This window comes from Collinsella aerofaciens (assembly GCF_964243765.1).
GTDB lineage: Bacteria > Actinomycetota > Coriobacteriia > Coriobacteriales > Coriobacteriaceae > Collinsella > Collinsella aerofaciens_BU.
The window spans coordinates 121030-136668 of record NZ_CAXTGI010000004.1 but is presented as its reverse complement, the minus strand read 5'-3'; the positions used below and the strand labels follow the sequence as shown (position 1 = coordinate 136668).

The window sequence follows — 15639 nt, the reverse complement described above, 5'->3', positions numbered from 1 at the left end:
GAGAGGAAATGACCATGGGAGTCAGAACAGCTAACGTGCAGCCGGGAAACATCGGCGAGACGCTGACGGGACTGGCCGAGGTGATTCACGGTCGTCGCGATGCGTCGCCACAGGAGAGCTATACCGCCCGCCTGCTGACCGATGTCGAGGACGAGCTGCTCAAGAAGCTTGCCGAGGAGGCGAGCGAGGTGATCATGGCCTGCAAGGATAACGATCACGATCACATCCGCTACGAGGCCGGCGACCTGATCTACCACTTGCTCGTGACGCTCGAGCGCTACGGCATCACCCTCGACGAACTGGCCGGCGAGCTCAACGCCCGCCGCCACTAGTCGTTTAAGAACGTCCCTAACGGCTAGTCTTAGGCGAGGGGCGTGGATTCCCATTCGCCGGTGGGGTGGGGGATATCGAAGGTTCGGTAGCCGCAGTCGTAGGCGTGGGTCTGGGCCTCGCGGATATTCCAGCAGATGTCGCAGGCGCGGTGTGCGTCCGAGCCAAAAGTAATCGGCACCTCGGCGTGGGCGAAGCGACGCAAAAGGCCGGTCGCGGGGTAGTAATCGTCGAGCTCCTTGCGCGGTGCGGCTGTCGAGACCTCGACACGGCGACCCGTATCGTGGGCGCATTCGGCCATCTGCTCCCAAAACGGTACCGGGTCAAAGTCGGGCGCAAAGCCTTCCTTCGAAAAGCGCATGACCAGGTCGGGGTGGGCCATCACGTCAAAGCTGAGTGAGCTTTCGCAGGCGCGGCACCAGTCGTCGACATAGCGCTCCCACACGCCGTGTACCCCCAGGTTTTCCCAAACATGCAGGTTGGTATCGTCGTCGATCCAGCCGCAGAGCGAATCGGGTGCATCGGGGCGAGCGACGTCCTTCGTTCCCGCCGTGCCCGCAGCGCCGGCCATGATATCGCCCGGATCGCCAATCCAGTGCACACTGCCCAGACGCACCACGGCGCCATCGGACCAGCGCTCCACCAAGGGCTCGCAGCCCTCGTACCAATCGCATTCAAAACCGTAGATAAAGGCGAGCTCCGGCGCGATTTGCGCGGCGAGCTTGCGGGCGTCCTCAAATGCCAGGCGATGCGCCGTCAGGTCGCCCTCGACAACTTGCACTTCGCAGTTGGCGTCCATGCTGGCGGGCAGGGTGAGGTGGTCAGTCGAGACCATGACGCGGCAGCCGGCCGCAGCAGCGGCGCGGACGTTGTCCTCAAACGAGGCATGGCCGTCCGAAAACGAAGTATGGGTGTGGCAATCGACCAGCGGGCAGGCGGGCATGGCGACTCCTTTGCATTTGGTGAATCCGCTCCATTGTAATGGCGCAGCCCTCAACACGCCGGGCACGCCGGGGGTCGAAATCGATCGGAAAGGCTGCGCGGTGCGCGGTGCGGCCTCGTTTGCTCTCAAAACGTGTACGTCAGCCTCCAAAAGCTGCAAAAAATGACATGTTTGGAGGCTGACGTACACGTTTGAGGCGAGGGGCGGGGCGGGGCGGCGCGTGCCGGCGCCGGCGACTACTTGCTTCGTGCCGCCGCGCGTTTGGCCTGCACTGTTACCATCGCGTGTCTCACGGCGGTGATGGGGCGATAGCGGATCATACGCGGTCCCAACCAACGCATAACCTCGCGGATCTTCTCGCGCATGGCAGGCCGGTAACAATGCGAAGGACATGCCGAGCAAAATGTCTTGGTGCCCATGTGCGGGCAGTGCTCAATGCGCGCGATGGCGTATTTCTGCAGCTCGGCGCATTCGGGGCAGAGCGTAATGGTTCGAAGGCCGAGTTTCACGCGCACGGACTCATCGTCGCCAGCCTGTTCGACCACATGCCCGCCGCCATGATGCCCGCGGCACCACAGCGCAATCATCTGCGACACCATTTGGGCCTCACGCTCACGTTTGCGTGCTAGCTCCGGTGTGTCGACTGGGCGCGCCATTAGCTCAGCCTCCCGTGCTCGACCGAAAGCGAGAAATCGGCAAACGCGCAGGTGCTGGCACGGTGGCTCACGAGCACAATGGTCTTGCCGCGGCGCTTGAGCTCGTCGATTGCCTGCATCACGGACGCCTCGTTGAGAGCATCGAGCGCGCTGGTGGGTTCGTCGAGCAAGATGAAGGGTGCGTCGTTGAGGAAGATGCGCGCAAGGCCGATGCGCTGGCGCTCGCCGCCCGAAAGCGAGTCGCCCAGCTCGGCAACGGACGTGTCGAGTCCCTGCGGCAGACGGTCGATGAGCGTGGTGAGTGAGGCGGAGCGGCAAGCGTCGAGCAGCTCAGCATCGGAGGCACCGGAGCGCGCGACCAGCAGGTTCTCGCGTACGGTGCCGCAGAACAGATGCGTATCCTGCGTCATGTAGGCCTCGTTGTCGCGCAGGCTCGCCGTGTTGATCCGGCGGGCATCGACGCTGCTCACCGTGATGGTGCCGGCTGCGGGGTCCCAAAAACGCATGAGCAACTTAAGCAGCGTCGACTTGCCCGAGCCCGAGCGCCCCATGATGCAGGTCATGGTGCCGGGCGCAAAGGTGCAAGTCACGTCGTCGAGGATGAGACTCGCAGCGGCGTCGTTCGCGACCTGCTCTGTGGCGCCCGCACCGCCCGCGTCCACGCTGCCCGCATAGCTAAAGCTGACATGCTCGGCTGCGGCGCCGGCAAACTCAACGTCCTGTCCATCCGCGACCTCGGCGCACTGGGGCTGCTCGTCGAGCAAATCGAGCACGCGTGCGCCCGAGGCGAGCGTCTCTTGCAGTGAGGCGCCCAGGCGGCTCACGGCCATCACCGAGCCAAACGACGACACAAAGGTAAAGACGGCGACAAACGCTGCGGCAAAATCAATCGTTCCCGCAGACACCAGCTGCAGCGCACGCCCGAGCATTACCAGATTGGCCGCAAGAATAAGCGCATCGGCTACGGCCTCGCTGGCCGCCTGGCGGCGCTTGAGGCGCGCGTCCACGGCGCCGACTTGCTCGGTCAGCTTGCCCAGGGCACGGCTGCGATCGGCGCCACCGGCAAACTGGATAGTCTCGGACGCGCCGCGCAGACTGTCGAGCACAAAGGCGCCCAGCTTACCGGCGCCCTCGCGGCTCTGGCGGCCGGTGGTGCCGCATGCCTTGGCCGAGGCCAGGGGCAGCAGCACGCCCAGGACCGCGTAGGCCACGAGCGCGATGCCCGCGAGCTCGGGGCTCACAGCCAGCAAAAAGCCCTCAAACACAACGGTGCAGACCAGGGCGATGGCAATGGGGGAGATGGTGTGCGCGTAGAAGACCTCGAGCAGCTCGATATCCGAGGTGACCAGGCTCACGAGCTCGCCCTTGCCGCGGCCCTCGAGCTTGGCGGGGGCGAGCTGGCGCAGGGCGCCAAACACCAGGTCGCGAATGTGTGCGAGCAGACGGAATGCGATGTAATGGTTGCAGAGCTGCTCGCCGTAGTGGAGCGGCCCGCGTGCGATGCCGCAGGCGGCGCAGGCCGCGCATGCTGCGATAAGACCAAGCCCCAAGGCGTTGCGGCCCAGCGCGGCCATAAGGCCGAGGGCGCCAAAGGCCGGCACGAACGCGGCGGTGAGCATGCCAATGTTGCCCAGCGCGACGGCTAGTACAAGCCAGCCGGCAAGCGGTCGGACGAGCCCCATCATGCGCCACATGATGGACGGCGCCGAGCGACGGGCGCGGCCGGAGTCAGGCGCCGCGGCAGCGGAAGACGAGCCAGCACCGTTGAAGCTATCGGTGCAGGCGGCGCTGCCGTCAACAGCCTCAACCGCGCCGGCATCCTCGGCATCACCCTCTGCATACGCATATGCCGAGAGCTGCTCCTGGCTGTTCCACATGCGCGCATAGGCGCCCGCGGCGGCCAAGAGCTCGCCGTGAGTCCCGTGCTCGGCAATACGGCCACGCTCCAGCACCAGAATCTGGTCGGCGTCCACGATTGTCGACAGGCGATGTGCCACCACGATTACGGTGTGCTCGCCGGCGAGCGACGCGATGACCTCGCCGATCGCGGCCTCGCTTGCGGCATCGACGTTGCTCGTAGCCTCGTCAAACACATAGATCGGCGAGTCGTGCAGCAGGGCGCGGGCCATGCACACGCGCTGGCGCTGGCCGCCCGAAAGGTTGGTGCCGCCCTCGTTAATCACCATGTCGAGCCCGCCGTTGGCCCGCACAAAGGCCGCCACGCGCGTGCGGTCGAGCGCGCGCAAAAGCTCGGCGTCGGTGGCGTTGGGCTGGGCGAGCAGCAGGTTGTCGCGCAGGGTGCCGGCAAACAGGTAACCGTTGGTGGGCACCAGCGTGACGGCGCGCATGAGCGAGGCGGCCGTGGCATCGCGCAACTCGACGCCGCCAATGCGAACGCTGCCACGGTAGGCACCCTTGCGGCCCGCGATAATCCCCGCGAGCGTGGACTTGCCGCCGCCGCTTTCGCCCACGAGTGCCACGAGCGAGCCGTGCGCAATGGTCGCGCTGGCGCTGTCCAGCACCGTGCGGTCGCCGTATGCATAGCTCACGCCCGCGAGCTCGATATCGCCGCGACCGTCAAGCTCAACATCGCCGCGCTCGGGCTCGGGCGTATCCAAAATGCCAAACATGCGGCGCGAGGCGGCCATGCCGTTCATGGCCGTGTGGAACAGCGATCCCAGGCGGCGCATGGGCAAAAAGAACTCCTGCGACAGAAAGACGATGAGGAAGGCGGCCTCAAAGCCGATCTTGCCCGTGGCGAGCTGCAGCGCGGCTACGATAATGCCGAGCGCGGCGCCCATATAGACGACCAGGTCCATAACGCAAATGGAGCGCAGCTGCATCACCAGCAGGCGCATGGTCGCCGTGCGGAAACGCTCGGACTCGGCGTTGATGCGCTCGTGCCAGCTGCGATCGGCCTGGTAGACCTTAAGGGTGGTGAGACCCTGCACGGCCTCCAGGAACATGCCGCCCAGATCGACATAGCTACCCCAGTACTCGGCACCGATCTTTTTGGCGTTGCGCATGACCATCATGATGGAGATGGGGATGGCCGGAACGCACGCGAGCAGCAGCGCGGCGGGAAGTCCCGCTTGGCCCACGAGCAGTACAAACAGCGTGATTGGTGCCAAGCCGGCAAAGAATGCTCATGTACGGTAAGGAAGCAAGCAACCGAAAACAAGAGATAGACCGCCAGCACTACACTATTCCGAACCAAAGACCAAAAGATAAGCATTGTGGGAAAATCTAAACTTTTGGATTTTCCTACAATGCCAACTACGGCGGAATCCCTCCCACTCCTTATATCTTTCTGTATACATTGAATTTGTATTTAGTAAAATGCAGACAACACCACGGATCGGCTTTTGGTTGGACAATTCCAACCAAACACCACAGCAGACAGCAGAAAACATTCTGAACGCTAGGAAGCCGGTATGATTGTTACATATAAGGGGAAGAAAAATTTCTTTTAGGTACTTGCTTTCCTAAAACTGATGTGATACAATGATTTAATCCAGAAAAGGAGTAAAAAATATGCGGCAAGGTATTCTTAAATAAAATTTGATAATGGGCGCAAAAATGATTGCCCCTTGCAGGGGCTTAGTTTTTGTACCCAATTTAAGAATACTTTTGCCTTTTTAGTAAATATCGTGACGGACAGCGGCTCATGTAAGCCGTCATACTTCTGTTTGTCCGAAGTCATGATCCCCAGCGGTAAAAGTATTAGCCGCTGGGGATTTTTGCGCCCATTTGGGCCTTGTATGGAGGATAGACATGAACATTATCAATATCGGGATTCTTGCCCATGTAGACGCTGGAAAGACAACCTTGACGGAGAGCCTGCTATATGCCAGCGGAGCCATTTCAGAACCGGGGAGCGTCGAAAAAGGGACAACGAGGACGGACACCATGCTTTTGGAGCGGCAGCGTGGGATTACCATTCAAGCGGCAGTCACTTCCTTCCAGTGGCACAGATGTAAAGTCAACATTGTGGATACGCCCGGCCACATGGATTTTTTGGCGGAGGTGTACCGCTCTTTGGCTGTTTTAGATGGGGCCATCTTGGTGATCTCCGCTAAAGATGGTGTGCAGGCCCAGACCCGTATTCTGTTCCATGCCCTGCGGAAAATGGACATTCCCACCGTTATCTTTATCAATAAGATCGACCAGGCTGGCGTTGATTTGCAGGGCGTGTATCAGTCTGTTCGGGATAAGCTCTCCGCCGATATTATCATCAAGCAGACGGTGTCGCTGTCCCCGGAAATAGTCCTGGAGGAAAATACCGACATAGAAGCATGGGATGCGGTCATCGAAAATAACGATGAATTATTGGAAAAGTATATCGCAGGAGAACCAATCAGCCGGGAAGAACTTGCGCAGGAGGAACAGCGGCGGGTTCAAGACGCCTCCCTGTTCCCGGTCTATCATGGCAGCGCCAAAAAGGGCCTTGGCATTCAACCGTTGATGGATGCGGTGACAGGGCTGTTCCAACCGATTGGGGAACAGGGGAGCGACGCCCTATGCGGCAGCGTTTTCAAGGTGGAGTATACAGATTGTGGCCAGCGGCTCATCTATTTGCGGCTATACAGCGGAACGCTGCGCCTGCGGGATACGGTGGCTCTGGCCGGGAGAGAAAAGCTGAAAATCACAGAGATGCGTATTCCATCCAAAGGGGAAATTGTTCGGACAGACACCGCTTATCCGGGTGAAATTGTTATCCTTCCCAGCGACAGCGTGAGGTTAAACGATGTATTAGGGGACCCAACCCGGCTCCCTCGTAAAAGGTGGCGTGAGGACCCCCTCCCCATGCTGCGGACGTCGATTGCGCCGAAAACGGCAGCGCAAAGAGAACGGCTGCTGGACGCTCTTACGCAACTTGCGGATACTGACCCGCTTTTGCGTTGCGAAGTGGATTCCATCACCCATGAGATCATTCTTTCTTTTTTGGGCCGGGTGCAGTTGGAGGTTGTTTCCGCTTTGCTGTCGGAAAAATACAAGCTTGAAACAGTGGTAAAGGAACCCTCCGTCATTTATATGGAGCGGCCGCTCAAAGCAGCCAGCCACACCATCCATATCGAGGTGCCGCCCAACCCGTTTTGGGCATCCATAGGACTGTCTGTTACACCACTCTCGCTTGGCTCCGGTGTACAATACGAGAGCCGGGTTTCGCTGGGATACTTGAACCAGAGTTTTCAAAACGCTGTCAGGGATGGTATCCGTTACGGGCTGGAGCAGGGCTTGTTCGGCTGGAACGTAACGGACTGTAAGATTTGCTTTGAATACGGGCTTTATTACAGTCCGGTCAGCACGCCGGCGGACTTCCGCTCATTGGCCCCGATTGTATTGGAACAGGCATTGAAGGAATCGGGGACGCAGCTGCTGGAACCTTATCTCTCCTTCATCCTCTATGCGCCCCGGGAATACCTTTCCAGGGCTTATCATGATGCACCGAAATACTGTGCCACCATCGAAACGGCCCAGGTAAAAAAGGATGAAGTTGTCTTTACTGGCGAGATTCCCGCCCGCTGTATACAGGCATACCGTACTGATCTGGCCTTTTACACCAACGGGCGGAGCGTATGCCTTACAGAGCTGAAAGGATATCAGGCCGCTGTCGGTCAGCCGGTCATCCAGCCCCGCCGTCCAAACAGCCGCCTGGACAAGGTGCGCCATATGTTTCAGAAGGTAATGTAAAGATACATAATCGTCAAGACGGCAACAATCAGAAGTTATGGAGGGTAACAATGGAATATAGTAAGGAAGATTTAATGGAAGCAAAAAAGCAAGAGTTGCGGCAGGTAGCCACCAAAGTACACCTGGAGTTGCGTGGCGCCCTCGACGCTGGTCTGGACGGCCTCGGCGGTGGGGACGGTCTCGGTATAGGACGGGCCCAGCGCGGTGAGCTTGTCGTAGACGAGCGAGCGCACGCGACGGACGGCCTCGAAGGCGGCCTTGTCGCCGGAGCGCTGCGCCAGATAGATGGCGGCGGCGCGCACGATGATAGCGGCGGCGAGCGGCAGGGCCGCCTGTGCGAGGGCATCGACGGCGAGCGCGGCGGAAAGGCCGTCCGTGACGATGCCGCTCAGAATGCGTGCAAGGGCCCACATCACCGTGATGTTTGCCATCAGCGCGATCCATTTAAACAGGACGCTCGCCACAATATAGGGCGTTGCCTGCGGAACCAGGGAGAAGAGCCGCTTCTCGAACATGAAACCTCCTATACCGCAACGGTGCCGGGCGGGGTTCTCGGCAGCCGTTTAGTTAGCCAAATGCAACTAGAGTAACATCGTGCAGCGAGTAAGTATGCCGATGGTAATTTTTAGCCGATGAACTGCGTAGAAAGTTCAAAATTGTTGAGTGCGGCGAACTCTGTGGTGAACGGAGTGCGGGCGCAATTCTGATCGTGTGCGACCCCGCTCCAAAACGTGTACGTCAGCCTTCAAAACCGACAAAAAATGACATGTTTGGAGGCTGACGTACACGTTTAGATAGGGGCGAGGGCGGCGACGGACGAAAGTCACGCCTGCGCCACGTCCGATGTGCTAGCGTTTGAGTGAACAAAACGAGCCCGCGCGGAAAGGATTCGGACCGTATGCAACGTGGAAGTACATCTCCGCTGTCCCGCGAGACCGATGCGCCCGAGACCATCGTCAAGCTGGAGTGCGACATCGACGACGCATCGCCCGAGGTGCTCGCCTACGCCGCCGAACGCCTGCGCGAGGCGGGTGCGCGCGAGGTGCACTGGCTACCCCTCTACTGCAAAAAAGGCCGCCCCGGCTGGCAGCTGCAGGTAATCTGCTCGCATGAGGATATCGAGCGCCTGCAGACGATCATCTTTTTGGAGACCACGACCAACGGCATCCGACGCCAGATTATGGAGCGCGTTTGCCTGCCGCGCCGCTTTGAGCAGGTCACGACGCCTTGGGGCGAGGTATCCGTTAAGGTGGCGACGCTGCCCGACGGCAGCGAACGCGCCGCACCCGAGTACGAGGACTGCGCCCGTCTTGCCCGTGAGCACAACGTGCCGCTCCAGCGCGTGATGCAGGCGGCCCAGAGCGCTGCGCTGCGATTTGAGTAGCACGGCCAAGTGACGCGTCGCGCCAACCCCATCAGCATCGCGCTCGAGTGACGCCTTGGCCCCAACCCCATCAACATCGTCCCGAAAGGACCCCCCCATGAAATACCTCATCGCCTCCGACATCCACGGCTCGGCATACTGGTGCGAGCGCCTCGTCGCTGCCATCGAGTCCGAGCAGCCCGACCGCATCGTGCTGCTGGGCGATCTGCTCTACCACGGCCCGCGCAACGACCTGCCGCGCGACTACGCTCCCAAGCGCGTGATTCCGCTGCTCAACGCCCTGGCCGACCGCATCATCGCGGTGCGCGGCAACTGCGACGCCGAGGTCGACCAGATGGTGCTCGATTTTCCCGTCATGGCCGACTACGCCACCCTGTTTGACGAGGCCGGCCGCGAGCTGTTCCTGACGCACGGCCACGTCTTTGGCGCCGGCATGCACAACAGCGTCGACCACGCGCCCGCGCTGCCCGAGGGCTCCGCGCTCGTCTATGGCCATACGCACATTAAGGTCAACGAAGCGAGCGAGGCGCACCCGGGCCTGTGGCTCTTCAACCCCGGCAGCGTGAGCATTCCCAAAGACGGCACGCACAGCTACGGTATCTACGAGGACGGCGCGTTTCGCCACGTGATCCTGGAGGAGGAGTAACCATGTCCGAGCATATGGCTCAGCAAAATGCCGAGGGTTCGCGCGACCTGTCGACGTTGGTAGATGCGTCGGCCGAGCTCCAGCATCTGGTGCAGACTATTTGGCGCCTGCGTCAGCCCGACGGCTGCCCGTGGGACCGCGAGCAGACGCACCGCAGCATTGGCAAGAACATGATCGAGGAGGCCTACGAGGCGCTCGATTGCATCGAGGCCGATGACACGGCGCACCTTCGCGAGGAGCTGGGAGATGTGCTCATGCAGGTCGTGCTGCATGCGCAGATCGCGGCGGACGCCGGCGAGTTTACGCTGGTCGACGTGGCGCGCGATATCGACGCCAAGCTCATCCGGCGCCATCCGCACGTGTTTGGCGATGTGGATGCCGAAAGCTCCGACGAGGTGCTCAAGATTTGGGACGAGGTCAAGCTTGCCGAGAAGGCCGCCAAGGACAAGGCCGTGACGGCAGGCGACCCAGCGCCCGAGGGCCTGCTCGACGGCGTGCCCACGCATCTGCCGGCGCTCATGCAGGCTCAGAAGGTATCGCGCAAGGCGGCTGCCGTGGGCTTTGAGTGGGAGACGGTCCAGGACGTGTGGGACGAGGTCGCCGAGGAGCGTGCCGAGTTTGAGGTCGAGGCTCCCGGCTCGCCCGAGCGCGAGATGGAGTTTGGCGACCTGCTCTTTGCCCTGGTCAACGTTGCGCGCAAGGAGGGAATCGACGCCGAGAGCGCCCTGCGTGCCAGCACGGCAAAGTTCCGCCGCCGCTGGGCCGCGATGGAGCAGATGGCGGCCGACGCCCACGTGGATCTGGCCGAGCTTTCGACCCACGGCCTCAATGACCTCTGGGATGCCGCAAAGGCAGAGGAGTAAGACTGCGGGGGCGACGGGCTGACACGCCTCATCGTTCCCGCTAAGTTTTTCGAAAAACAAGTGTATCCCTCGGCTAACTTAGGGCATAATGCAAAAAGTGCGACATGGCTAACTTACGGAGGCACACCGACGGTGCACGGTCAGCCGGTCGCTTGCATCCACTACGTTTCCAAGTGAGAGGGAGACAGCATGAGTGATATTTTGGACGTCTACGGTCGCGAGGTGCTCGACAGCCGCGGCAATCCCACTGTCGAGGTCGAGGTCGTGCTCGAGGACGGCAGCTTCGGCCGCGCAATGGTGCCTTCGGGCGCTTCGACCGGCGCCTTTGAGGCATGCGAGCTGCGCGACGGCGACAAGGGCCGCTACCTGGGCAAGGGCGTTTCGCAGGCCGTCGAGCACGTCAATAACGAGTGCGCTAACGCCGTCGTGGGCCTCGACGCCTTCGACCAGCGTGCCGTCGATGCCGCGCTGATTGCCGCGGACGGTACCCCCAACAAGACCAATCTCGGCGCCAACGCCATTCTGGGCGTGTCGCTGGCCGTCGCCCGCGCCGCTGCCGAGTCGGCGGGCCTGTCGCTGTACCAGTACCTGGGCGGCGTCAACGCCCATCTGCTGCCCACGCCCATGATGAACATCCTCAACGGCGGCGTGCATGCCGACAATAACGTCGACTTCCAGGAGTTCATGATCATGCCGGTGGGCGCCCCGAGCTTTGCCGAGGGCCTGCGTTGGTGCGCCGAGGTCTACCACACCCTCAAGGGCGTGCTGCACGAGGCGGGCCTGGGCGGCGGCGTGGGCGACGAGGGCGGCTTTGCGCCCAACCTCAAGACCAATGCCGAGCCGTTCGAGTACATTACCAAGGCCGTCGAGAAGGCTGGCTTTAAGCCCGGCGTCGACTTCATGTACGCCATGGATCCGGCCTCGACCGAGTTCTACAACGCCGAGACCGGCATGTACGAGCTCAAGGGCGAGGGCGTGGAGTACACGAGCGCCCAGATGGTTGATTACTGGGAGAAGCTCGTCGACACCTATCCCATCATTTCCATCGAGGACGGCATGGCCGAGGAGGACTGGGACGGTTGGGTTGAGCTTACCCGCCGCATTGGCAACAAGGTGCAGCTGGTGGGCGACGACCTGTTCGTCACCAACACCGAGCGCCTCAAGAAGGGCATCGAGCTGGGTGCCGCCAACGCGATCCTGGTCAAGGTCAACCAGATCGGTACGCTCACCGAGTCGCTCGAGGCCATCGAGACCGCCAAGGAGGCCGGTTACGCCTGCATCGTGAGTCACCGCTCCGGCGAGACCGAGGATTCCACGATCGCCGACCTGGTCGTGGGCGTCAATGCCGGCCAGATCAAGTCGGGCGCCCCGTGCCGCAGCGACCGTATCGCCAAGTACAACCAGCTCATCCGCATCGAGGACGAGCTCGATGGCAGCGCGCACTACGCCGGCAAGGCTGCGTTCTACAACATTCGCTAGATAGACGAGCCTGGTGGGGAGGGGATGGACTCGGCTTCGCCCCGCTCCAGCTAGACGCTACAGAGTTCTGTCGGGCGCTGGGCCATATGGCTCAGCGCCTTTTTTATGTCGAGCAAAGGCTGGCGAAGGCGGTGCGGGCGCTCGTGCTATAACTAAAGGACTTAGCGCAAGCAAACCTCAACCGCACAAGGCGCACATGGATCAGATTTACGACAACAGGTACTATTCCGCCGGTTCGCGCGAGCCGTCGCCTCGCCGTGCGCGCACGGTGCAGCTTGGTGGGTCCGCCTATGCCGGCGCCGACCGCTCCACGCAGCGCCCGACAAGTACCTCGCGCTCCAATGCTCAATCAAATACCTTGGCAGATGGACCGGTGCGCCCGGCACGTTCGTCGCATGCGTCGCGTCCCTCGACTCAGGCACACGACAAATCGAGTAGGCCCTCGAACCGTCTTTCGGGCTCGGACTTTATGCATTACGCCAACGACAACGCGGTGGTCAAGGCGATCTATGACTTTACGCATGGCCCTCTGCGTCCGCTGTTTATCGGTATCGTGGTGGCGCTGGTGCTCGTGAGCCTGTATTTCCCCGTGCGCGATCTGTACGTGGCAAAGCGTTCGAGCGATATCTTGGCCAAGCAGGTCGAGATTCGCCAGCAATACAATGATGAGCTGCAAAAAAGCGTCGACAAGCTGCTCTCGGAGGAGGGTATCAAGGACGCGGCGTCCGAGGACCTGGGCCTGGTGATGCCCGGCGAGAAGAAGATTGACGTGCTAGGCTTGGACGACGATTCGGACTCGTCGTCGAGCAAAAAGTCCTCAAACGCCAAGAAGGCCAGCGAAGTGGCCAAGGAAATCGAAGAAGTCGGCAAGGACGCGCCGTGGTACATCCAGGCGCTCGACATGCTGTTTGGGTTTAACGGCGTCGAGGGTCAAACGGTCGTGTCCAACGGCAAATAGCGCCCGGAGGGGAGCCCGCAATGACAAATTGCAAACGCTATAAGGTGGCCGCGATCGACCTGGGAACGGTGTCGTCGCGACTGGTGTTGGCCCAGGTCGAGGGCGGAGCGATTGTGGAATCGTCCAAGCATACCGAGATTACCGATCTGGGCGAGGGCGTCGACGCGACGGGCCGCTTTTGCGAGGCGGCTGTCGAGCGTGTGCTCGCTGCGTGTCACATGTTTGTGGACGAGGCCCGTGCCTTTGGGGCCGTGTGCGTCTGCACCACCTGCACGAGTGCCGCGCGCGATGCGTCCAATGCCGCGCTGCTGCTGGACGGCCTGCGCGATCTGGGGCTTGAGCCACAGGTGATTCCGGGCGAGGTCGAGGCGCGCCTGACGTTTTTCGGCGTGGCGCACGACTTTGCCGGCGAGCGCATCATTGTTGCCGATTCGGGCGGCGGATCCACGGAGCTCGCGACTGGCGTGTACGCGCCGGAGCGCGGCGTCTTTGCGCTGGAGGGAACGCGCTCGCTGGACATCGGTTGTCGCCGCGTGACGGAGCGCTTTTTCTCCGCGTTGCCGCCTGCGGACGGCGAGCTTACTGCCGCTGCCGGCTGGGCGGGCGAGCAGTTCGCTGCCTATTTTGAGGGCCTGCCGAGCAATTTTGAGCGTGCCGAGCGCCTGGTCGCGGTGGGTGGCACCGTTACCACGCTCGTGGCGCTGGTCCACGAGCTGGAACCGTACGATTCGAGCTTTGTGCACCTGCGCGAGCTTTCGATGGAGCAGGTTTCGGCTGCCATCGAGCGTATGTCCGCGTTGGATGTTGCGGGCATTGCCGCGTTGCCGGGCGTGCAGCCCAAGCGCGCGGGCGTGATCTTGGCTGGTGCCGTGGTGATTCGCGAGCTTATGCGAGCCGGCGGCTACGACACGCTTACCGTAAGCGAGAACAGTTTGCTTGCTGGCATGGCTGCCACTATCAACGAAGTTCTCGACGGCGAGCTACCCACCATCACCTGGACTCCGAGCCTGAGTACCCTCCAATAAGTTGCGGTGAAATACGGACTAAAATCGCCCTTTCGGTCCCCAAACAGTCCCTATTCCACCGCAACTCAACAGCCGGCACTTAGGGACGTTCCTTTTCTGCCGGCACCTGGGGACAGTCCTTGCGGGGCGTCCCCACAGCGCCTATGCCAGCTTGTTGATTTGCCCAATCTCCCAAAGCGGAATATTGACGAGCATGCCCTCATCTCTATATGCCGCCAGGGAGGTCCTCACACAACGCATGAGCTTGAATTTTTCGCAGGCTATTTTCAGGCTCTTTGCTTTGAGGTTCTCCGCCGCCTTGACCTCAAGCGGAAGCACGGTTCCCGCATGGTCGATGGCAAAGTCGGTTTCGGCATTGCCGGAGGTAGAGGACCAGTACGCAGGACTTTTGCCTTGCAACAAGAGTTCCTGTGCGACATATTGCTCGGTGAGCGAGCCCTTAAACTCAGTGAAAACAGCGGATCCGTTTAGGACGATGGTCGGGGGGAGGCTGGAGAGCGCTCCAAGGATGCCGGTGTCAATGCAAAACAGCTTGAAGCCCGAGAGATCCTCATAGCTCGAGAGCGGTGCTCTGAGGGCAGAAACGCGCGGAACCTTATGAACGATTCCGTAGTCCGCGAGCCACTGGAGGCTTTCCTCAAAATCGCGTGCGCGCGCTCCGGGGCGAAGGGCGCCATAGACAAACTTCTTGTTCTCCTTGGCAAGCTGGCCGGGAAGGGATTTCCAAACCAACCTCATGCGCTCGACGATGCGGGCGGGTGCATGTTTGCCAAAATCGGATTCGTAAGCCTCGATGATTTGCTGCTGAAGCCTTCGGGCTTCGATGAAGTCGCGTGTCTCGGCGAAAGCGGAGACAACTTCGGGCATACCACCGACAACAAGGTATTCCTTGAGCAAGTGCTCGAGCTTTTCGGTAACGTTTGCTAGAAGGTTCATGTCTGCGGCAAGGATGGCGTCGGCGAGCGGGTTGCCGTCGACGGCACGAACGAACTCGGCAAACCCCATGGGACGCATGGTGAGCTGGTCGATTTTGCCGACGGGAAATGACTCGTTTTCGCGTCGGAGCGCGAGGCCCATATAGGAGCCGGCTGCTACGATGTGGTATTCGGGTGCAAGTTCGTTGAAGTACTTGAGCGAGGTGATCCCGTGTGGCGCCTCTTGGATCTCGTCGAAGATGATGAGCGTGTCTGCCGGCGTTATGGTTTGGCCACTTAGGAGTTCTATCTGGGAGATGATGCGCTTGGGGTCGAGGTCCCCATCGAACAGCGAACGTGCGCTCGGCTCGAGCATAAAGTCAAAACGAATGACGTTTCGATACTGCTGGCTTGCGAATTTGTTAAGAAGCCACGTCTTTCCTGTCTGGCGGGCTCCCTTAAGCAAGAGAGGTTTGCGATTCGCCCTTGATTTCCAAGCGATAAGTTCACTCATAAGCTGTCGTTGCATATTGCCTCCCAACCCTCTCGGCTAGTATAAGGCCATATGCGCGTTTCTCTTGGAAAATGTGCGAGACAACCACGTTTTTCCATCGAAAAATGTGCGAGACAACCACGTTCTTCCATCGAAAAATGTGGGAGTATCAACCTAAGCTGCGGTGAAATAGTTCTTAAATAGGCTGGTAAACAGCATAAACAAGAACTATTCCACCGCAACTCACCATCTGT

The 15639-nt window shown here is 60.7% G+C and carries 13 protein-coding genes; 8 read left to right on the top strand and 5 right to left on the bottom strand.

Annotation, left to right across the window (positions count from 1 at the left end; all coding sequences use genetic code 11):
• The first annotated feature begins 14 nt into the window (after window positions 1-14).
• The gene (gene hisE, locus ACESSC_RS04405; protein WP_117583614.1) at window positions 15-332 is read left to right on the top strand and encodes a phosphoribosyl-ATP diphosphatase; all 318 of its coding nucleotides are present in this window, start codon (window positions 15-17) and stop codon (window positions 330-332) included.
• Between the two features lie 29 nt (window positions 333-361).
• Here hisE and ACESSC_RS04400 read toward each other — a convergent pair whose 3' ends face one another.
• The 3 genes from ACESSC_RS04400 to ACESSC_RS04390 form a co-directional block, all read right to left on the bottom strand.
• Window positions 362-1273 (bottom strand): PHP domain-containing protein, encoded by a 912-nt coding sequence (locus tag ACESSC_RS04400; RefSeq protein ID WP_373161415.1) that lies wholly within the window; start codon window positions 1271-1273, stop codon window positions 362-364.
• A 236-nt stretch (window positions 1274-1509) separates the two neighbouring features.
• Window positions 1510-1929 (bottom strand): nitrous oxide-stimulated promoter family protein, encoded by a 420-nt coding sequence (locus ACESSC_RS04395; RefSeq protein ID WP_373161412.1) that lies wholly within the window; start codon window positions 1927-1929, stop codon window positions 1510-1512.
• The gene (locus ACESSC_RS04390) at window positions 1929-5060 is read right to left on the bottom strand and encodes a thiol reductant ABC exporter subunit CydD/CydC (protein ID WP_373161411.1); all 3132 of its coding nucleotides are present in this window, start codon (window positions 5058-5060) and stop codon (window positions 1929-1931) included. Before ACESSC_RS04390 ends, ACESSC_RS04395 begins: the two co-directional genes overlap by 1 nt.
• A gap of 643 nt (window positions 5061-5703) precedes the next feature.
• Between ACESSC_RS04390 and tet(W) the strand changes: the two genes are divergently transcribed.
• Window positions 5704-7623: a tetracycline resistance ribosomal protection protein Tet(W) gene (gene tet(W) / locus ACESSC_RS04385; protein WP_373161408.1), complete on the top strand. Its 1920-nt coding sequence runs from the start codon at window positions 5704-5706 to the stop codon at window positions 7621-7623.
• A gap of 71 nt (window positions 7624-7694) precedes the next feature.
• Here tet(W) and ACESSC_RS04380 read toward each other — a convergent pair whose 3' ends face one another.
• Window positions 7695-8138: a 6TM ABC transporter family protein gene (locus ACESSC_RS04380; protein WP_373161405.1), complete on the bottom strand. Its 444-nt coding sequence runs from the start codon at window positions 8136-8138 to the stop codon at window positions 7695-7697.
• Window positions 8139-8521: 383 nt separating this feature from the next.
• On the opposite strand from ACESSC_RS04380, the gene larC2 reads away from it, so the two are divergent.
• The 6 genes from larC2 (at window position 8522) to ACESSC_RS04350 (ending at window position 13978) form a co-directional block, all read left to right on the top strand.
• Window positions 8522-9007, top strand: a complete 486-nt coding sequence (gene larC2, locus ACESSC_RS04375) for a nickel pincer cofactor biosynthesis protein LarC2 (protein WP_373161402.1) — start codon at window positions 8522-8524, stop codon at window positions 9005-9007.
• A 97-nt stretch (window positions 9008-9104) separates the two neighbouring features.
• Window positions 9105-9653 (top strand): phosphodiesterase, encoded by a 549-nt coding sequence (gene yfcE / locus ACESSC_RS04370; protein ID WP_373161399.1) that lies wholly within the window; start codon window positions 9105-9107, stop codon window positions 9651-9653.
• Window positions 9654-9655: 2 nt separating this feature from the next.
• Window positions 9656-10516 carry a nucleoside triphosphate pyrophosphohydrolase gene (mazG, locus tag ACESSC_RS04365; RefSeq protein ID WP_373161397.1) on the top strand — a complete coding sequence of 287 codons (861 nt, stop codon included), beginning with the start codon at window positions 9656-9658 and terminating at the stop codon, window positions 10514-10516.
• A gap of 189 nt (window positions 10517-10705) precedes the next feature.
• Entirely contained in the window at window positions 10706-11995 is a 1290-nt protein-coding gene (eno, locus tag ACESSC_RS04360; RefSeq protein ID WP_373161393.1) for a phosphopyruvate hydratase, read from the top strand.
• 196 nt (window positions 11996-12191) lie between these two features.
• On the top strand, window positions 12192-12953 hold the full coding sequence (locus tag ACESSC_RS04355; RefSeq protein WP_373161390.1) for an FtsB family cell division protein: 762 nt from the start codon (window positions 12192-12194) through the stop codon (window positions 12951-12953).
• A 20-nt stretch (window positions 12954-12973) separates the two neighbouring features.
• Complete coding sequence (locus ACESSC_RS04350) at window positions 12974-13978, top strand: Ppx/GppA phosphatase family protein (protein WP_373161387.1); 1005 nt, start codon at window positions 12974-12976, stop codon at window positions 13976-13978.
• Between the two features lie 141 nt (window positions 13979-14119).
• On the opposite strand, the gene ACESSC_RS04345 is transcribed toward ACESSC_RS04350, so the two are convergent.
• The gene (locus ACESSC_RS04345) at window positions 14120-15421 is read right to left on the bottom strand and encodes an ATP-binding protein (protein ID WP_373161384.1); all 1302 of its coding nucleotides are present in this window, start codon (window positions 15419-15421) and stop codon (window positions 14120-14122) included.
• Window positions 15422-15639 lie beyond the last annotated feature (218 nt).